The following is an 18,237-nucleotide window of genomic DNA, read 5'->3' on the forward strand; positions in this document are numbered from 1 at the left end:
GCCCACACAGATGATTGATTGCTAATTGTTAAAGAGCGTGCTTCGACTTCGAAGCGGGAGGCGTATCTTACACTTCCCAGATTTTAAGTCAAGCAGAGAAATTTACTATTTAAATAAACTACTCTGCTCAACCTACTTACTTGCCTTGCTTGCGATTTCGAGGCTTTCACCCCAACCTCGCTGCGAGGCGGCCATTTTAGTCAGTTTTTATTTCGTGTCAAGCGTCTTTTTATCGACTATTTTTCACTTTTCAAACTCACCCGGCGTTTCGCATTTCGCTTCACCCCGTCGGCATGGCGCGCATTATAGGCCGTCACGAAACTTACGCAAGCACAAATTTGAGAAAAGTTGGGGTTTTGCGATCGTTCGGACAAATAAGCCGCAAAACGTGTATTTTCCAAACAAAAACTCCCATTTTACAACCGCTTAGTTGCTTGGCTTCCTGCGAACTACTGGTTAAGATGCTGATTGACTACTATAAGTAGAAAGCTTTCTTTGTATTTACTTACCTTTTGCAGAATCAGGAATTCCATATGTTGCCAAGTTTAAAATCCTCACTGCCATTTACCCTGGCACTCGCTATTATCACTTACCTCGTTTTCAGCTTTGTCCTGAGCAGCCTGACATTAGATACAGCCGCTGCAGTAACCATCGGTGTGGTGCTGGCTGGTATTTTGGTCCCGATGCTGGTGGAACTGAAACCACTGGAGTCTGCGCCGACCACAACAGCCGCAAAATCTGTCACTGTGACTGCCAGTGGTCCTTCGGTCACTTTATATGTCGGCAACCTGCCTTATAAAGCGAACGAAGAAGCAGTACGGGATCTGTTCCAGCAATCCGGCGCCGTATTAAATGTCCGTTTAATGAAAGATCGCCAGACCGGCCGGCGCCGTGGTTTTGGATTTGTTGAAGTTGCAGCGAAAGATGCTGCCAAAGTCATTCAGAAGCTGAATGATTTTGAGTATGAAGGTCGTACGCTGAAAGTCCGCGAAGCCAAAGAGCGTCAGGACAATGATGACAGTGACGAGTAATTAGCAAGTTGTTGCCGGTTTTGACCAATGTTGATATTGGTCGAAACCGAGTTCAGCCACCCGTACCCGCTGTCGTTCATCTAAAGCGCCACTACTTATATATAAGTGGCGATATTCTTCAGATGCACTAGTCACATTCCCGTCCACCGCAACCAATGCATGTACCCGGCGCGCAATAGCTTCCGCAGTATCCAGAAAAACAGTATCCGGCAGACAAGCCGCCAGCTCAGCCTTTAAAAACGGAAAGTGAGTACAGCCTAAAACCAAGGCTGCAGGCCGTTGTTGCAGCAATCCCAAGCGAGATAACTCAGCAGCGACAGCACTGCAGACATCCTGCTGATACCAGACTTTCAGCTCGGCCAGCCGGACTAACTCACTGGAACCAGCGGTCCCGACCGGACAGCCAGGTGCAAACTCAGCGATCAATCCCTGCAAATAGCTGCTACGACAGGTCGCCGGTGTGGCCAACACCGTGAAGCCACTTTGACAATATTGTGCGGCGGCGGGTTTAATCGCCGGCACAGTACCAACAAAAGGCACGTCAAACTGCGGACGCAATGAAGCTACCGCCTGAGTGGTCGCAGTATTGCAGGCGATCACAATCAGATCAGCGCCTTCCTCTATTAATAACGCAGACAATTGCGCCAGACGGGACTGGATAAATGCTTCGGACTTTTCACCATACGGCAGATATTGATTATCCATTACATATATATAGTGGGCCGGCACTTTTGCTCTGACCGTGGTCAGAATACTGAGACCACCCACACCGCTGTCGATAAATCCTATCCGCATATCTGCTCCCACGAGTTGCCGGCGTTATTTTGCCAGAATTGCGATCTGCACAACAGCACCGGTCAGAGCATTTGGTTTCTGCGTGAAAAGTCTCTAAAATGTGCGCCCCCTTAGTTCTGAGACAACATCATGCAACCAGGTCAGGTTTTCCCCGCACAATACGCACAGCTACTGGCGGAAAAAGCGCAGCAGGTCGGTCAGCTCTTTAGCAGTTTTAGCATGCCTCCCGCGCAAATTTTCCCGTCTCCGGCCGAGCATTACCGTTGCCGGGCCGAATTCCGCGTCTGGCACGACGGTGATGACCTCTATCACATCATGTTTGACCCAGAAACCAAGACCCGCCACCGCATTGACTATTTTCCGGTTGCGATCAAAACCATCGCCGATTTTATGCCTCGGCTGATCAACGCGCTGAAACGCCGGCCATTGCTACGTAACCGTTTGTATCAGATTGATTATCTGTCTGGGCTTAACGGGGAACTGCTGGTTTCACTGATTTATAAAAAACCAGTACCGGCAGAATGGGCAGACGAAGTCCGGCACCTGAAAGCAGAGCTGACCACAGACCATCCACTGGATTTTATTGGCCGCGCCCGCAAACAGAAAATTCTGGTCGACCGGGATTTTATTACCGAGCAATTGCAAGTCGACAACCGACAACTCAGCTATCAGCAGGTCGAAAACAGTTTCAGTCAGCCAAATGCCACAGTGAACCAACAAATGCTCGGCTGGGCCTGCAATATCGCCCGGCAATTACAAGGCGATTTACTGGAACTGTATTGTGGTAATGGTAATTTCTCACTGGCGCTTGCGCCTTATTTCCGTCAGGTAGTGGCGACAGAGCTGTCAAAAGTGTCGATTAAATCGGCGGAGCTGAATATCAAGCAAAATCAAATCGACAACGTGCAAGTGTTAGCGATGTCGGCGGAAGATGTCAGCGCAGCGCTGGCACAAGGGAATGCGCTGAAACATATTGATTTAAATGGTTTGGCACTCAACACCATTTTGGTCGACCCACCGCGGGCTGGTTTGGACCCTGCTACCGTTCAGTTGGTCAGCCGGTTTGACGACATTCTGTATATTTCGTGTAACCCGGCGACCTTGGCTGACAACCTGCAGACCCTGACACAAACACACGAAGTCCGGCAGTTTGCCTTCTTTGACCAGTTTCCCTATACCCATCATATGGAATCCGGCGTCTGGTTGCGGCGAAAGACGGACTGACAGCTGTCAGTCTTTTGGCCGGCGCCCGTAACCGGCCGCGCCATGCGCCAACCAACGTAGCTGCAGGATAGTTCTTAAAGTGATTTGCACCCGGGTTTCCGGACTCGCGTCCAGCGCGTCAGCCCCCGCGTGGAACACCAAGGTCACCATCGCCTCGGCCTGCATCTGCGCATACTCGTCCGGGCAAGCTGTTTCTTTACGCAGATAATCGGCAAGTTCAGCGCAGAAATGTTGAATTTCACGTGCTACAGCACGGCGAAATGCTGCCGAGGTACCGGAACGCTCACGCAGCAGCAACCGGAACACGTTACTGTTACCAACGACAAACTCCATAAAGGTTTCAATCGAAGTCCTGATCACACTGCCGTTTTTCTCAATACGATTACGTGCCTGACGCAGCAGCTGTCGTAACATCAGACCGGCTTCATCCACCAGTGTTAAACCCAGCTCATCCATGTCGGCAAAATGACGGTAGAACGATGTTGGCGCGATACCAGCTTCGCGCGCTACTTCGCGCAGACTGAGGCTAGAAAAGCCTTTGTCCGGGCTCAGCTGGGCAAAAGCAGCATCAATGATGGCGCGGCGGGTCTTTTCTTTTTGCTGGGCTCTCGACACTGGTGTTACCTGTTCACACATACGCTAAAAGCCCATTTTATACCTTGACCGCGCTTCAATGCACAGTAAAATTAGCTTACAGTTGTAAGCTAAAAGTACCTATCATGGAAAAACACCCCATTATCTGGACCAACGTGCTGTTATTCAGCCTGACCTTTGCAGTGGCGGCGATCGGCGTTCCTGCTTATGCCATTCTTGTTGGTTTCAGCTGGACTGAAATTATTGCCACAGTGCTGTGCCTGGGTTATTGCGGTATGTCTATTACGGCAGGTTATCATCGTCTGTGGGCACACAAAACTTATGACGCCCATCCGCTGCTACAGCTGTTTTTTGCTATCGGCGGAGCTTTTGCCTTGCAAAACAGTGCGTTGCATTGGTCTTCGGATCACCGGGTACACCACAAGTTTGTCGACCAAAATGACAAAGACCCCTACTCCGCAAAAAAAGGCTTCTGGTTCAGCCACATCGGCTGGATGCTGCGGGAATACCAGGCGCAGCGCTACAGTGACTACAGCAACGTGCGTGACCTGCAAAGCAATAAAATTGTGATGTGGCAACACAACAATTACCTGCTGCTGACGGTGCTGACCAACTTCGGTATACCGCTGTTATTAGGCGTACTGACTGGCAGTATGCTCGGCATGTTACTCAGTGTCGGCGTGCTGCGCTTGGTCCTGAGCCACCACTTCACCTTTTTTATTAACTCGCTGGCGCATATCTGGGGCAAACAACCTTATACCGATACTAATACCGCGCGGGATAACGGCTGGCTGGCTCTGGTCACTTATGGCGAGGGTTACCACAACTTCCACCATATTTTTGAGTTCGATTATCGCAACGGCATTCGCTGGTGGCATTTTGACCCGACGAAATGGCTGATTAAAGGCTGTTCTTTTGTGGGTCTGACCCGTAATCTGAAGGTCTGCCCGGAAGATAAGATTGTCAAAGCCAAAGCACTGATGCAACTCAAGCGGGCACAGGCGAAAGCGCTGCAGCTGCAATTGCCGGACGCTGAGCAGTTGCTGCAGAAAATGGAGCAGGAATACGCGTTATTAGTGGAACGGATGCAGGCTTATTTCGATTTGCAAAAACAGCTACTGCAGCAGAAAAAAGCGGGCTTGCAGCAGAAGAAAGACCAGCTGCTACAAAGTTATAACGATTTTGATTTAGGCAAGCACTGCGCTGAATTGAAGCAAAACTGGCAGCTGCAACAGCGCCAGTGGCAACTGTTTATCAGTCAATATGCCTAAGCTCCGGTAAAACCAACAGAAAAGCCGACGGAAGTCGGCTTTTCTGCTTCTGTTCCCTGAATTTCAGCTGCTATTATCTTGGCATTGCAGGCAGGTAACAGGCGGAATTTCAGGTGTCCAATAAAAAGCCCACAGGGCAACCTCAAGAACAATTCGAGTACGACGCTATTATCATCGGCACAGGCCCTGGCGGTGAAGGCGCCGCGATGAATCTGGCGAAAAGCGGTAAAAAAGTAGCAGTGATTGAGCGCCATACTCAGGTCGGTGGCGGTTGCACTCACTGGGGTACTATTCCCTCTAAAGCGTTGCGCCATTCCGTCAGCCGTTTTATTGAATACAATGAAAACCCACTGTTTCAGATGGACAATCAGTCGTCCAATCTGACCTTTCCGCAAATTCTGAAACATGCCGCTGGTGTGATCCGCAAACAAGTCCGGTTACGCAGCAGTTTTTACGATCGCAACCGGGTTGAAGTTTTTGCCGGCGACGCCTCTTTTGTTGATAAACATCATATTAAAATTGTGCCGCCAACTGGTCCGGAACGGGTGATCAGCGCCCAGACGATTGTACTCGCGGTTGGCTCCCGGCCTTACCGCCCGGCCAATGTGGACTTTAATCATCCGCATATTTTTGACAGCGACACCATTTTGTCACTGAGTGAAGATCCACGGCACATCATCATCTTTGGCGCCGGAGTTATTGGTTGTGAATACGCTTCAATATTCCGCGGCCTTGGCGTACGGGTCGATTTGGTCAATACCCGCGACCGTTTGTTGTCTTTTATGGATGCCGAGATCTCTGATGCGCTCAGTTACCATTTCTGGAATTCAGGCGTGACCATTCGCCATGGTGAAGAGTTTGAATCGATTGAAGGTTTAGATGACGGCGTCATTCTGCATCTGCAATCCGGCAAAAAGATGAAAGCCGACTGTATCCTGTTTGCCAATGGCCGTACCGGCAACACGGATGCGCTGAACCTGGAAGCCGTCGGACTCAAAGCTGACAGTCGTGGTCAGCTGAAGGTGAATGAGAATTATCAGACGGCGGTTGATAATATTTACGCTGTTGGCGATGTCATTGGTTATCCAAGCCTCGCCAGTGCGGCTTATGACCAGGGCCGCATTGCCGGCAATTCGATTATTCACGGCCACTGTGATACCCGGCTGATAGAAGATATTCCGGTTGGCATTTACACCATTCCGGAAATGAGTTCAGTCGGCAAAACCGAACAACAGCTGACCGCGGCCCGCATTCCGTATGAAGTAGGCCGGGCACAGTTTAAACATCTGGCACGGGCGCAAATTGCCAACACCAGTGTCGGCAGCCTGAAACTGCTGTTCCATCGCGACACCAAGGAAATCTTAGGCATCCATTGTTTTGGTGAGCGTGCGGCCGAAATCGTCCACATCGGCCAGGCCATTATGATGCAGAAAAACGGCGGCAATAACGTCGAATACTTTGTGCATACCACCTTTAACTATCCGACCATGGCTGAAGCCTACCGCGTCGCAGCAATGAATGGCTTAAACCGTTTGTTCTGAGTCTGATGATTTGTAAGACAAAACGCCGGCAATCGCCGGCGTTTTTTTATGTTGAAAAGCTTCGTGTTACAGCGTCGGATAATCGGTATAACCAACCGGACCTTTACCATAGAACAACTCTTTCCGCGGCGGGTTTAATGGTGCGTCTGCTGCCAGTCGTGCCGGCAAATCCGGATTGGCAATAAACGGAATGCCAAAAGCCACGGCATCTGCTTTGCCTTCGGCCAGCCACTGATTGGCCTGCGTTTTATCAAATTGCTCGTTGGCGATGACCACACCACCAAACCGTTGTTTCAGCAGGGGCGTCAGGCTGTCCGCTGCGGCATGTTCCCGTGTCGACAAAAACGCAATACGCCTTTTGCCAAGCTCAGTGGCGACATAACCAAAGGTTGCGGTCGGATTACTATCGGCCATATCGTGTGCGTCCATCCGCGGCGCCAGATGCACGCCAACCCGGCCGGCACCCCAGATTTCAATACAGGCATCTGTGACTTCGAGTAACAAACGCGCCCGGTTTTCAACAGAACCACCATATTGGTCATCCCGTAAATTGGTACTGTCCTGTAAAAACTGGTCCAGTAAATAACCGTTGGCGCCGTGAATATGTACACCATCGAAACCGGCGGCTTTGGCGTTGATTGCTGCCTGGCGGTAATCAGCTACTGTCGCCGCAATCTCTTCAAGGCTCAGCGCGCGTGGCGTGACAAAATCCTGCAGCGGGCGCACCAGGCTGACATGACCGGCCGGTCGCACAGCACTTGGTGCCACGGGCGTGGCACCATCCAGATATAAAGGTGCCGACACGCGACCGACATGCCACAGTTGCAGAAAAATCCGGCCGCCGGCCGCATGCACGGCGTCAGTGACCAAGCGCCAACCGGCAACCTGAGCATCTGACCAGATGCCCGGTGTATCCGGATAACCAACGCCCATGGCATTGACCGAGGTCGCTTCTGACAGGATCAGGCCCGCGCTGGCACGCTGGGTGTAATATTCTGCCATCAACTGATTTGGCACCCGGCCTTCATCCGCACGGCAACGGGTTAAAGGCGCCATCACAACCCGGTTCGGCAGGGTCAGGTCACCTAATTGTAAAGGGTCAAAAAGCGCAGGCATAACGACTCCATTAAAGCTGTTGTTGCAAACGGGCCAGAAATTCTGCAATAGCGGCCTCATTGCGGGAGAAAAAATTCCATTGTCCAACTTTGCGGCTGCTGATGAGGCCAGCGCGCTGCAAAGTGGCCAGATGGGCTGAGACTGTCGATTGCGACAATCCGGTTTTTTGATCAATTTTGCCGGCACAGACGCCCAGCGACAGCGGATGCTCCTGATCGGCAAAATACAGTTCTGGTTGCTTCAGCCAATTCAGGATCTCCCGTCGCACCGGGTGCGACAGCGCCTTGATTACTTCATCGATGTCAGTTGAGCTCATGTTTTATATCCATATATCGCGATAAAACGAAATATATATCGCAAAATAACGATATGCAAGAAATTTTGTGAAAGGTCATTCAGCAATCAGCAGATGTAAGGCAAGCCAATAAGAAGATATATCCTGCTTGAGGCGATGTCGGGATTATGTTCAGAAACAAAAAAGCCAGTCAACTGACTGGCTTTTTGATTTTATTTCAATATGTTAGAGGTCATTATCCAGATGATAAGTCCGGCTGAACGACTGCACGGCTTCAATAAATACTTTGACCTTTTCCGGGTCAACATCTGGTGTGATGCCGTGACCTAAGTTAAAGACATGGCCTGAGCCCTGACCATAACCGTCCAGAATCGCCTGTACTTCTAAGCGCATCCGTTCCGGCGTGCCCAACAGGAATGCCGGGTCCATGTTGCCCTGTAACGCCACTTTGTCGCCAATACGCTGACGGGCAGAACGGATATCAATGGTCCAGTCCAGGCCTACTGCATCACAACCGGTCGCCGCGATATCCTCCAGCCACAAGCCGCCGTTTTTGGTAAACAGGGTCACAGGGACAGGCGTGCCATCGACCTGACGGGTCAGACCGTCGACAATTTGCTGCATGTAACTCAATGAATATTCACGATAAGAATTTGGCGTCAGCACGCCACCCCAGGTATCAAAAATCATCACTGACTGGGCGCCGGCGGCAATCTGTGCATTCAGATACAAAATGACGCTTTGGGCCAGTTTGTCGAGCAGGATGTGAATCACCTCCGGCTCTGAATACATAATCTTTTTGATTTTAGAGAAGGTTTTGCTGCTGCCACCCTCAAGCATGTAAGTCGCCAGCGTCCACGGACTACCGGCAAAACCAATCAGCGGTACTTCGCCATTCAGTTCACGGCGGATGGTGCGCACCGCGTCCATCACATAACGCAGTTCAACTTCCGGGTCCGGCACCGGTAATTGCACCACGTCCATAAAATCGCTGAGTTGTTTGGTGAATCTCGGGCCTTCGCCCTCACCGAAATACAGGCCCATGCCCATTGCATCCGGGATGGTCAGAATGTCGCTGAACAGAATTGCGGCGTCGAGCGGATAACGGCGTAATGGCTGTAACGTCACTTCACAGGCCAGTTCAGGGTTTTTACACAATGACATAAAATCACCGGCCTGAGCGCGGGTAGCACGATACTCAGGTAAATAACGTCCGGCTTGGCGCATCATCCAGATTGGCGTGCGGTCAACAGGTTGTTTTAAAAGGGCTCTTAAGTATCGATCGTTTTTTAGCTGCATCTTTGCTCTACCGTCATACTGAGTACTGTCATTCTAGCAGCTGTGCTGCCAGCACACTATCTTTGCAATTTAATGAAAATAATTCTGTTTTTCTGCATTTATACACTTGCCAGCCTCGCAGACGATTTGGTATAAAACTGACGCGCTAGTGAAGAAAATTACAATGAAGAGCCCGATTATACGGGCCCGACACTCAAACTTAAGCCACAATTGTGGCTTTTTTATTTGGTTTTACCAGCCTTTTTACTGAGCTTAATCAAACTCTTGCTGTAAATAACGAATCATCTGACCTGACAGCGTCTGTACTGGTGGTATTTCCGGCAATTCATCAAGTTTAAACCAATCCGCCTCGGCGATTTCGTCTGGCTGGCAGACAATATCGCCACTGACATAATCTGCATAAAAACCCATCATCAGCGAATGCGGGAATGGCCAGGGCTGACTGCCGGCATAACGTAAATTTCCGACCTGTACCCCCACTTCCTCAGCAACTTCACGCACCGCGGCTTGTTCTAAGGTTTCACCTGATTCGACAAAACCAGCCAGGATCGAAAAAAAACCAGGTTTGTGCCGGTTAGAGCGGGCCAGCAAAATACTGTCGTCTTTGCGAATGGCGACCAGCACACAAGGTGAAATCCGCGGATACGTGCGATGCCCACACTGCGGGCATAACATCGCCAGTTCCCAGCTGACCAGACGCATGCCACAGCCACACTGACCACAATATCTATGGGTCTGTAAAAACAGCGCAAATTGCGTCGCACGCGCCGCCAGCTCAAACCAGTGTAATTGTGGATGGTCCAGCAACGCCCGCGCACTTTGCCACTGTTCAGGCACACTGAGCTGATCCTGATACACCGCCAGCAGACAAGGCTGTTGTTGCCACTCACCGATTTGACACAGTTGCTCAGGTTCCGACAAACCAAATTCAGCCCAGGAGCCAAATGGAATTTCAGTTTGTGGTAACCACAATTTGCCCTGACAAACGACAAACCAATACGCCTGTGACACCCCGGCCAGACTCAGGCTGTGCTTACTCATATGGATAACCTTTCGAAACAAAGTGGCGATTCAATACCATGATAACGGCTCAGACTGAACCGACCAATCAAAAATGTGTTGATCTTTATCGCAGAATTCTTTTAATTAGCATTATTCAGACAGGTTAAGTTTTACAAGGAACCGCTTATGTACAACCGGCTACAGAGTGCCCGGCAGCAATGGGGAGGCTCTCTGACAGCGATTGATAACTGGCTGGAAGAGCGGCAGCAACTCATCGTCTGTTATTGCAAACTCGCGGCATTGCCGCCTTTCGACAAACAAAACGCCGGCCAGCAATTGCCGGAACAACAGCACATTCTGCATTTCTGTCAGCTGCTGATGGATTATTTATCTGCTGGCCATTTTGAAGTTTATGACCAGATTGTCTCGCAATGTGCGACCAATGGCGCGCATAGCAAAGCTTTAGCTGAGGCTTTGTGTCCGAAGATTGCCGCGTCGACCGATTTGGCTCTGGAATTTAACGACAAATTTGCCGACGAAGCAGCGAATCAGACATTGAGCAGCTTTGATGCTGATTTGTCCCGGCTGGGTCAGGCGCTGGAAGAGCGTTTTGGTCTGGAAGATGAACTGATCCAAACCTTATTCCTGAAACATACCCAGGGTGTCTCGGCCTGAGAAAACTCTGAAATAAACGCAAAAATAAAGCCGGCATTGCCGGCTTTATTGCGTTTTATACGGTGTAGCTATGACTACTTTTTTGCTTCTTCGCCTGCAGGTGCAGCGGCTTCAGGAGCAGAAATACCAACCAGTTCAACTTCAAACACCAGGACGCTGTTCGCCGGGATTGGGCCCATGCCGTTTTCACCGTAAGCCAGTTCTGATGGCACTGTGAACTTGAACTTAGAACCCACGCCCATCAGCTGCACACCTTCAGTCCAGCCTTTGATCACGCGGTTTAACGGGAACTCGATTGGCTCGCCGTTGTTGTTCTTCTCAGTGCTGTCAAACTCAGTACCGTCAGTCAGTGTACCTTTGTATTTTACTTTGACAGTGTCTTCTGCTTTTGGCTTGGCGCCATCCGCAGCAGTGATCACTTCGTATTGCAGGCCTGAAGCTGTAGTGGTCACGCCAGCTTTTTTGGCGTTTTCAGCTAAGTAAGCAACGCCTTTGGCTTTGGCTTCTTCTGCTTTAGTTTTTGCCATTTCGGCTTGTTTGTTGCGGAATTGCTCGTCCAGTGCGGTCAGCACTTTCTGAATGTCTTCTTCAGCCATAGCTGGTTTGCCGCCACCGGCTGCATCCTGCACACCACGCAGGATCAGGGCAGAATCCAGCGTCAGGTTTAACTTTTTATGTTCTTCAACTGCATTGTTCAGGTACTTACCGGCTGACAGACCCAGAGCATAAGACTGCTTGGCGGTGTCGGTATCCAGCTTCGGTGCAGCTGGTTCAGCAGCTTCTTTTTGACAAGCTGATAATGAAATCAGGGCGGCTGCGATCAGCGACACCTTCATTGCTACGCGCATTTGACTCTCCAAATAAACTGCAGACTTCACTGCAAAATTGTGTTGTGATAAGCAGAAAGGACTAACCTTCAACCACGGCTATACTACAGGCTTGTGCGGATGACGTTAACACTTAGATCTAAATATCTGGCCATTTTTCTCAGCCTTTGGCTGATAAGCTGCACAGAAGTTCCAAAAGATTTACTGCGCCAGCAAGTGATCAGCGCAGAAGGCACAGTTGCAGGCGCGATTAGCCCCGTCAGTCAGTTATTGGCCGTCAGTAGTCTGACCTCAGGCATTATCGTCTGGGACCTGCAGGCTGGCAGCGCCAAATACCGTTTAAGCCACGGTGACCCCACGCAAAATCTGGTGACCCATCTGGCGTTCAGCGCAGACGGCAAGTATTTACTCAGTGCAGACCCGGTCAATGTCGCGCTGTGGGACCTGCAAGACGGTAAAAATCTTGGATTTTGGGCCATGCAAGCCGGTGTCACAGTACGCGACATCGCAGTGTCGGATTATGGTCGTCACCTGCTGATTGGCCAAAGCGATGGCAAAATCCAGCACATCACACTCAAAAGCGGCCGGCGATTGGAGTTTCAGGGCCATAGTGAAAATATCAATGCAGTGGCGCTGTCGCCCAATGGCCGTTATGCCCTCACTGGCAGCAGCGATTTACACAGTTATTTCTGGGATACCGACAGCGCGCAAATCCTGCAGAGTATGTCGCATCCGAACCGGGTGACCCGGGTGGCGCTGGATACTCAAGGGCGTTACCTGTTCAGTGCAGATAGTTTGCAGCAGGCGCAGCTGCTGGATATCAGAACTGGCCGTGTGCTGAGTAAACTGAAATTGGATCGGGGCCGTGTTTTTAGCAGCGCGCGTTTTAGCAGCGATGGTAAATGGCTGTTGACTGGTTCGCCTTCGCAGCGCGCCAGCATCTGGAACGTTCAGACCGGTCAACTGGTCAAAGACTGGGCAGTCAGTCCTTCACCTTATGCCAAACCACCGGGTGCCGTAGTGTATGATGTCGCGCTGCTCAATAACGGGCAGGTGCTGACCCTGAGTTCCAGTGGTCTGGCCGAATACTGGGAGTTCAAACCATGACACTGCACAACAGTCATGAGCAATTACAACAACAAGTGGTTGAACTGGAGAGCAAAGTCGCTTTTCAGGAAGACACTTTACAGGCACTCAACAATGAATTGCTGGAGCACCAGCGCCGCATTGAAAAACTGCAGCGCCATGTCTTGATCCTGGCCGAAAAATTACAGGGCAATACCGACAGCGGCATTCTGCGCACTGACGAAGAACCGCCACCGCCGCATTATTAATTGTTTATTCCGGTTTAAATACGCCAATCACAGTCTCAGCCGGGCGCGCGGCTTTTTCGATTTCAGTGCCCGGTTGTGCCATCTGATAACCACATTGCACACATTCGACTTTTTCCACGTTGTTTTCCAGAAACAACATCATGGTGTCGATGGCTTTACATTTCGGGCAGGACGCCCCGGCGATAAAGCGCTTTTTTTTGCGGTTTTGCATGAAAATATCTGACTCCCACTGAGTAAAAACCGCGGCAATACTTGGTTTGCCGGGCCATTCCGATTACATTAGCAGCCTCTTCCGACGGGTATAGTTTTTATGATCCAACTTCAGAACATCGAATTACGCCGCGGCGCTTTGGCTTTATTACAAGACGCCGATCTTACCGTATTTCCGGGCCAAAAGGTCGGTATTATCGGCGCCAACGGCTGTGGCAAATCCTCGCTGTTTGCCATGTTGCAGGGCAAACTGCAGCCGGACGCCGGCAGTGTCAGTATTCCGGCGAGCTGGACCATAGCCACTGTGGCGCAGGAAACACCGGCGCTGGACATCAGCGCCATGGACTATGTGCTGCAGGGCGACGAATCGTTATATCCGTTGCTGTTGCTGGTGCGCCATGCCGCTGCCGACACCGATTTGGTCGCAGTGCACCATCAGATTGAAACACTGGATGGTTATCGTGCTGAAGCCAAAGCAGGTACGTTGCTCGACGGCCTCGGGTTCAGTGGTGACATGCAACAACACAGCGTGAAATCTTTCTCCGGTGGCTGGCGGATGCGGCTGAATCTGGCGCGGGCGCTGATGCAACGCGCTGAATTGCTGCTGCTCGATGAACCGACCAACCACCTCGATTTAGACGCAGTATTATGGCTGGAAAAATACCTGAGTAACTTTGACGGCACTTTGCTGCTGATTAGCCATGACCGCGATTTTCTTGATGCCGTCATCGATAACACTGTGCATATCGACAATCAGAAACTGAATTTATACCGCGGCAACTACAGCCAGTTTGAACGTCAGCGCGCTGAACAAATGGCGCAACAACAATCGATGTATGAAAAACAACAGCGTCAGGTTGCGCATCTGCAATCTTATATTGACCGCTTCCGCGCTCAGGCCACCAAAGCCAAACAGGCGCAAAGCCGGATTAAAGCCTTAGAACGTATGACGTTATTGGCGCCGGCACACGTCGATTCGCCCTTCCAGTTTGAGTTCCTGCCGCCACGGGCTTTACCAAACCCATTACTGAAATTAGAAAACGTGCGCGCCGGTTATGGCGACACTTCAATTTTACAGCAGATTAATTTTCAGCTGTTGCCGGGTAGCCGCATCGGTTTATTAGGCCGCAACGGTGCCGGTAAATCGACGTTAATCAAGCTTTTATCCGGCGCTATGCCACCGCAGGCCGGTGATTTATGGTACGCCAACGGCGTCAGCATCGGTTATTTTGCTCAGCATCAGCTGGAAACACTGCGGCCGCAGGATTCGCCGCTGCAACATTTAGTGCGGCTGGCACCGCAAGCGACAGAACAGAGCCTGCGGGATTATGTCGGTGGTTTTGGTTTTCATGGTGATAAAGCTTTAGCGCCGTGCGGGCCTTTTTCCGGCGGTGAAAAAGCCCGGTTAGTGTTAGCGCTGCTGGTTTATCAGCGGCCAAACCTGCTGTTACTCGATGAACCGACCAACCACCTGGACCTCGACATGCGCGAAGCCATTGTGATGGCGCTGCAGGGGTTTGAAGGTGCTATTGTCGTCGTGTCGCACGACCGGCATTTGCTGGCTTCTACCACTGACGAGTTTTATCTGGTGGCGCATGGCAAAGTGGCCCCTTTTGCCGGCGATTTGCAGGACTATTACCAGTGGCTGCAAAACGACAGCAAGCTGCAGCAGCAAAAAACCACGCCAGCCAGCACCGAAGCGCCGGTAGCGCAGCAGCGTAAAGATCAGAAACGCCTCGAAGCCGACCTGCGCAATTTGCTGCGGCCGCTGAAGCAACAAATTGAAAAACTGGAACAACAGCAGGAAAAACTGCAGGCACGGCTTAACAACATTGAAACTGAACTGGCCGATGTCAGCCTGTACGATGCCAACCGTAAAGCCGACCTGACTAAGTTGCTGGCCGAGCAAACCAAACTCAGCAATGAACTGGGTGACGTCGAGCTCAATTGGTTTGAAGCGCAGGAACAGCTGGAGCTCAAAACCGAGAATTTCTGGCAGGCCAACGGTGTCAACTGATAAAAGGTTAACTGATAAAAGGTCAACTGATACAAGCTCAACTGAGCTGCCGGCTGAAACCGACCACGCAGCACAGTTCTGGCAGTTCAGTCTGGCACTTTACCCTTTGCTGCAGACTGAACTGTTGGCCCTGCAAGACCAATACAACTGCAATGTGAATCTGTTGCTGCTGAGCGCCTGGCGGCCGAGTTTGCCGCCATTGCCGCAGTTAATGCAGGCGCTGAGCCCGCAGCATCTGACCACGCAACAGATCCGCCAAATCCGGCGTGAAGTCAGTCGCGTGTTGAAGGAGCAGCCAGCAGACCCATTGTTAGTGCAATTGCGCCAACAACTGCTCGATACTGAATTGACGACGGAGCGGTTAGAGCAGCGTGCGTTGGTGCAGTGTTGTGCCGATGCCGCAGACTGCATTGTGCCGGCCAGCACCTTACGCCAGCAATATCTGCACAGCCATCAGGTGCCTGCCTCAATCGAACAGCAGCTAACTGTTGATCTGGATCAAGCCCTGCTGCAACTGGGGCTGTCACAGCCATTTTCCCCCGTCAAAGCTTGATCTGTATCAGGGTTTGCCCGCCTGCCGCTGACTAAACTGCCTTCATCAAGTCAATGGAGGCAAACATCATGAACCTGTGGCACGAATTTATGAATGACCCGGTCATCTTCATTTCTTTTACTGGTCTGGCGATTGTGCTGGGACTCTGCACATTTTATGCGGTGTACTTTATCTACAAAATCAGCCACGCCGGCCCGAACGACTAACCGGTTGATTATTGCCTGATTGCTGTGTTCTCTCGTCACTTGTAAAGACTGCGCGACGCACCAGCTCCTGTCCAACCGGACTGATGCAAAGCGCTTTGTTGGCCCGAACTCTTTGCCAATGTTGCTGTCGGTATGAGCAATCACACCGACAGTTTTTTTATCAGCTCAGTACTGATCCGCCAGCTCAGCGCATAAATCGTTAATTGCGGATTTGCGCCCAGACTACTTGGCAAAATCGAGCCATCACAAATCGTCAGGTTTTTCAGCTGCTGATGCGCACCGAAACTGTCGACGACGCCAGTCGCCGGGTCGGCACTCATATTACAGCCGCCCATCACATGAGCTGAGGCTAAGGTTGCCCGATACCGCTGCAGCGGCAGTTCCGCAATCGCGGTTTTAGCCTGGGACCAGCTGCGATACAGCTGTGCGTCGTCATGCACCGGCAAGACCGCAGCTGCGCCCGCGGCAAACTGCAACTCGGCCATCGCCAGATAAGCCCGCCGCACCCCATCCCATAAATAATCAGTCAGCGGATAATCCAGCTGCGGCTCGCCGTCGCTGTCGAGCTGTACTGCACCGCCCTGAGCGTCCGGGTGAAAACCGTCACGTAACAACGCAATCATCACTTGCAGATGATTAAACTGACGCATCAGATCGGCGTGCACTTCGGCCATTCCGGTCAATTTACTGGCCATCAACACCGGATGTAACGGTGGCACTTCCAGTTTAAAGCCAGCCTGCGCAGCGTCAGCCCAGACAAACTGGTCAGAATAGATCGACTGCGGCGCACCCTGATGGCCGTTTACGGCTTCCGCAAACAAAGCGCCGGAGATCACACTGGGATGCAAGTAAGTGTGTTTGCCAAGCCGGCCGGATGGGTCCGGCACTTTTGAGCGCAATAACAAGGCGGGGCTGTTTATCGCACCGCCCGCCAGTACATAGTGGCGGGCGCGGATGCGGATTTTAAGCCGCGGGTCGGTTTGGAACTGTGCATCGACCGGCACCGCCCACAGCTGCTGAATTTGATTGCCGCGCCAGACCAGCTCCCGTGCCGACACCCGACTGATGAGCGTGGCACCGCCATCGAGCGCCACCGGAATAGTGGTCACCAGCATTGACTGTTTGGCATTCAGCGGGCAGCCCATGCCGCAATAACCGGTATTGGCACAGCCTTTGACGTTACGGTGAATCACAGTGTATTGCCAGCCAAGCGCCTGACAGCCACGTTGCAGCGCGCCGTTATTGTGATTGGGCGTCAAAGCCCATTCGCTGATATTCAGCCGGCCTGTCGCTAAATCTAAAAAAGGCTCCAGTGCGCCGCTGCTGGCAAAATCCAGCCCGAAGGTGTCTTCCCAGTATTGCAGCGTGTTGGCTGGCGTGCGGATTGAGGTAGTCCAGTTCACCGTGGTCGAGCCACCGACGGTACGGCCCTGCAAAATTGAGATGGCCTGATCTTTGGTTTTGCGGCCGGCGCCATCCTGATACAGCTGCGGGTAGGCCCAACGTTCCTGCTGGCGGAAATCACTGCTGGAATACAAAGCGCCGTGTTCTAACATCAGCACTTTAAAGCCGGCCTGCGTCAGCAACTCTGCGGCAATACCGCCGCCGGCGCCGGTACCGATGATCACCACGTCGGTGTCAAATGTCTGATCGGTTGTCAGCGTACTGGCATCAATATGCCGCCAGCCGCGGGTCAGCCCTTCGGCGATCGGATCATACATAAGGATTAAACTCCAGCGGCTGGTACTTTAACGCGGGCCAATGTTGCGGCTGGCCATAATAAGCGCCGTACAATAATTCGCGCAGACCATGATAGGCCTGCTGCAGCGTTGCCAGATAACTGTCACGCCAGCTGCTGAGCAGTTGCAACCGGCTTGGCAGCGGCATCTCATTCAGGCTGAGCCAATGCCCGAGCAACGCCAGCTGGCCCAGCCGTTGCTGTAATAACAAAAACAGCTGCTGTAACTCGGCCTGTTGCCGGCGTGGTAAAAACGGCAGGAATTGCAGCACGGCATCGCGGCTACGCCGCAGCGCCGCCTGCTGAGCGGCAGCTTCTGCCGGTAAGGCACCTTGTAACAGCGCAGGTAACAAAGCATCCAGCACTAAGGTTGCGGCGTCGCTGCGTTGCTGCGTGCTGCTCTGCAACACTGGATAAAGCGTGAGGCCAAGACTCAGGCCGACACCCGCGCCGAGGCCAAGCATGATAAACTGTCGTCTTTGCATTATTCTGGTCCGAACAGTTAAAAA

At 51.8% G+C, this 18,237-nt stretch carries 20 protein-coding genes; 10 read left to right on the plus strand and 10 right to left on the minus strand.

Features of this window, described 5'->3' with window-relative positions; all coding sequences use genetic code 11:
• The first annotated feature begins 533 nt into the window (after positions 1–533).
• On the plus strand, positions 534–1,031 hold the full coding sequence (locus tag ABNT34_RS00975; RefSeq protein ID WP_348727964.1) for an RNA-binding protein: 498 nt from the start codon (positions 534–536) through the stop codon (positions 1,029–1,031).
• Here ABNT34_RS00975 and murI read toward each other — a convergent pair whose 3' ends face one another.
• On the minus strand, positions 1,032–1,826 hold the full coding sequence (murI, locus tag ABNT34_RS00980; protein ID WP_348727966.1) for a glutamate racemase: 795 nt from the start codon (positions 1,824–1,826) through the stop codon (positions 1,032–1,034). It abuts the gene before it with no gap.
• A 129-nt stretch (positions 1,827–1,955) separates the two neighbouring features.
• Here murI and trmA point away from each other — a divergent pair, with 129 nt between their 5' ends.
• Complete coding sequence (gene trmA / locus ABNT34_RS00985) at positions 1,956–3,050, plus strand: tRNA (uridine(54)-C5)-methyltransferase TrmA (RefSeq protein ID WP_348727968.1); 1,095 nt, start codon at positions 1,956–1,958, stop codon at positions 3,048–3,050.
• Positions 3,051–3,056: 6 nt separating this feature from the next.
• On the opposite strand, the gene fabR is transcribed toward trmA, so the two are convergent.
• Positions 3,057–3,665, minus strand: coding sequence for an HTH-type transcriptional repressor FabR (gene fabR / locus ABNT34_RS00990; RefSeq protein WP_031566597.1), 609 nt, complete (start codon positions 3,663–3,665; stop codon positions 3,057–3,059).
• Between the two features lie 104 nt (positions 3,666–3,769).
• Between fabR and ABNT34_RS00995 the strand changes: the two genes are divergently transcribed.
• Complete coding sequence (locus tag ABNT34_RS00995; protein ID WP_348727971.1) at positions 3,770–4,915, plus strand: fatty acid desaturase; 1,146 nt, start codon at positions 3,770–3,772, stop codon at positions 4,913–4,915.
• A gap of 113 nt (positions 4,916–5,028) precedes the next feature.
• Positions 5,029–6,456 carry a Si-specific NAD(P)(+) transhydrogenase gene (gene sthA / locus ABNT34_RS01000; RefSeq protein ID WP_348727973.1) on the plus strand — a complete coding sequence of 476 codons (1,428 nt, stop codon included), beginning with the start codon at positions 5,029–5,031 and terminating at the stop codon, positions 6,454–6,456.
• Between the two features lie 66 nt (positions 6,457–6,522).
• On the opposite strand, the gene ABNT34_RS01005 is transcribed toward sthA, so the two are convergent.
• The 4 genes from ABNT34_RS01005 to nudC all read right to left on the minus strand — a co-directional run bounded on the left by ABNT34_RS01005 (position 6,523) and on the right by nudC (position 10,207).
• A complete protein-coding gene (locus ABNT34_RS01005) occupies positions 6,523–7,572 on the minus strand; it encodes an alkene reductase (protein ID WP_348727975.1) in 1,050 nt (349 codons plus the stop codon).
• Positions 7,573–7,582: 10 nt separating this feature from the next.
• Positions 7,583–7,888, minus strand: coding sequence for a helix-turn-helix transcriptional regulator (locus ABNT34_RS01010; protein ID WP_348727977.1), 306 nt, complete (start codon positions 7,886–7,888; stop codon positions 7,583–7,585).
• Positions 7,889–8,092: 204 nt separating this feature from the next.
• Complete coding sequence (hemE, locus tag ABNT34_RS01015) at positions 8,093–9,166, minus strand: uroporphyrinogen decarboxylase (RefSeq protein ID WP_348727979.1); 1,074 nt, start codon at positions 9,164–9,166, stop codon at positions 8,093–8,095.
• Positions 9,167–9,418: 252 nt separating this feature from the next.
• A complete protein-coding gene (gene nudC / locus ABNT34_RS01020; RefSeq protein ID WP_348727981.1) occupies positions 9,419–10,207 on the minus strand; it encodes an NAD(+) diphosphatase in 789 nt (262 codons plus the stop codon).
• Between the two features lie 147 nt (positions 10,208–10,354).
• On the opposite strand from nudC, the gene rsd reads away from it, so the two are divergent.
• Positions 10,355–10,843 (plus strand): sigma D regulator, encoded by a 489-nt coding sequence (rsd, locus tag ABNT34_RS01025; protein ID WP_348727983.1) that lies wholly within the window; start codon positions 10,355–10,357, stop codon positions 10,841–10,843.
• A 74-nt stretch (positions 10,844–10,917) separates the two neighbouring features.
• Here the strand turns inward: rsd and ABNT34_RS01030 are convergent, their stop codons facing one another.
• Positions 10,918–11,691, minus strand: coding sequence for an FKBP-type peptidyl-prolyl cis-trans isomerase (locus ABNT34_RS01030; RefSeq protein WP_348727984.1), 774 nt, complete (start codon positions 11,689–11,691; stop codon positions 10,918–10,920).
• 99 nt (positions 11,692–11,790) lie between these two features.
• Here ABNT34_RS01030 and ABNT34_RS01035 point away from each other — a divergent pair, with 99 nt between their 5' ends.
• Complete coding sequence (locus tag ABNT34_RS01035; protein WP_348727986.1) at positions 11,791–12,777, plus strand: hypothetical protein; 987 nt, start codon at positions 11,791–11,793, stop codon at positions 12,775–12,777.
• Positions 12,774–13,004, plus strand: a complete 231-nt coding sequence (locus ABNT34_RS01040; RefSeq protein ID WP_031570193.1) for a SlyX family protein — start codon at positions 12,774–12,776, stop codon at positions 13,002–13,004. Before ABNT34_RS01035 ends, ABNT34_RS01040 begins: the two co-directional genes overlap by 4 nt.
• Before the next feature lie 4 nt (positions 13,005–13,008).
• On the opposite strand, the gene ABNT34_RS01045 is transcribed toward ABNT34_RS01040, so the two are convergent.
• A complete protein-coding gene (locus ABNT34_RS01045) occupies positions 13,009–13,215 on the minus strand; it encodes a YheV family putative zinc ribbon protein (protein WP_348727987.1) in 207 nt (68 codons plus the stop codon).
• Positions 13,216–13,314: 99 nt separating this feature from the next.
• Here ABNT34_RS01045 and ABNT34_RS01050 point away from each other — a divergent pair, with 99 nt between their 5' ends.
• The 3 genes from ABNT34_RS01050 (at position 13,315) to ABNT34_RS01060 (ending at position 15,990) form a co-directional block, all read left to right on the plus strand.
• Positions 13,315–15,231: an ATP-binding cassette domain-containing protein gene (locus ABNT34_RS01050; protein ID WP_348727989.1), complete on the plus strand. Its 1,917-nt coding sequence runs from the start codon at positions 13,315–13,317 to the stop codon at positions 15,229–15,231.
• Positions 15,221–15,784, plus strand: a complete 564-nt coding sequence (locus ABNT34_RS01055) for a DUF2390 domain-containing protein (protein WP_348727991.1) — start codon at positions 15,221–15,223, stop codon at positions 15,782–15,784. Before ABNT34_RS01050 ends, ABNT34_RS01055 begins: the two co-directional genes overlap by 11 nt.
• A 68-nt stretch (positions 15,785–15,852) precedes the next feature.
• Positions 15,853–15,990 carry a DUF3149 domain-containing protein gene (locus ABNT34_RS01060; RefSeq protein WP_348727993.1) on the plus strand — a complete coding sequence of 46 codons (138 nt, stop codon included), beginning with the start codon at positions 15,853–15,855 and terminating at the stop codon, positions 15,988–15,990.
• A 140-nt stretch (positions 15,991–16,130) separates the two neighbouring features.
• On the opposite strand, the gene ABNT34_RS01065 is transcribed toward ABNT34_RS01060, so the two are convergent.
• Both ABNT34_RS01065 and ABNT34_RS01070 read right to left on the minus strand, forming a co-directional pair.
• The gene (locus tag ABNT34_RS01065) at positions 16,131–17,711 is read right to left on the minus strand and encodes a GMC family oxidoreductase (protein WP_348727995.1); all 1,581 of its coding nucleotides are present in this window, start codon (positions 17,709–17,711) and stop codon (positions 16,131–16,133) included.
• A complete protein-coding gene (locus ABNT34_RS01070; RefSeq protein ID WP_348727997.1) occupies positions 17,704–18,213 on the minus strand; it encodes a hypothetical protein in 510 nt (169 codons plus the stop codon). The genes ABNT34_RS01065 and ABNT34_RS01070 overlap by 8 nt, the downstream gene beginning before the upstream one ends.
• Positions 18,214–18,237: the final 24 nt, after the last annotated feature.

Source organism: Rheinheimera texasensis (assembly GCF_964031785.1).
Taxonomy (GTDB): Bacteria; Pseudomonadota; Gammaproteobacteria; order Enterobacterales; family Alteromonadaceae; genus Pararheinheimera; species Pararheinheimera texasensis_A.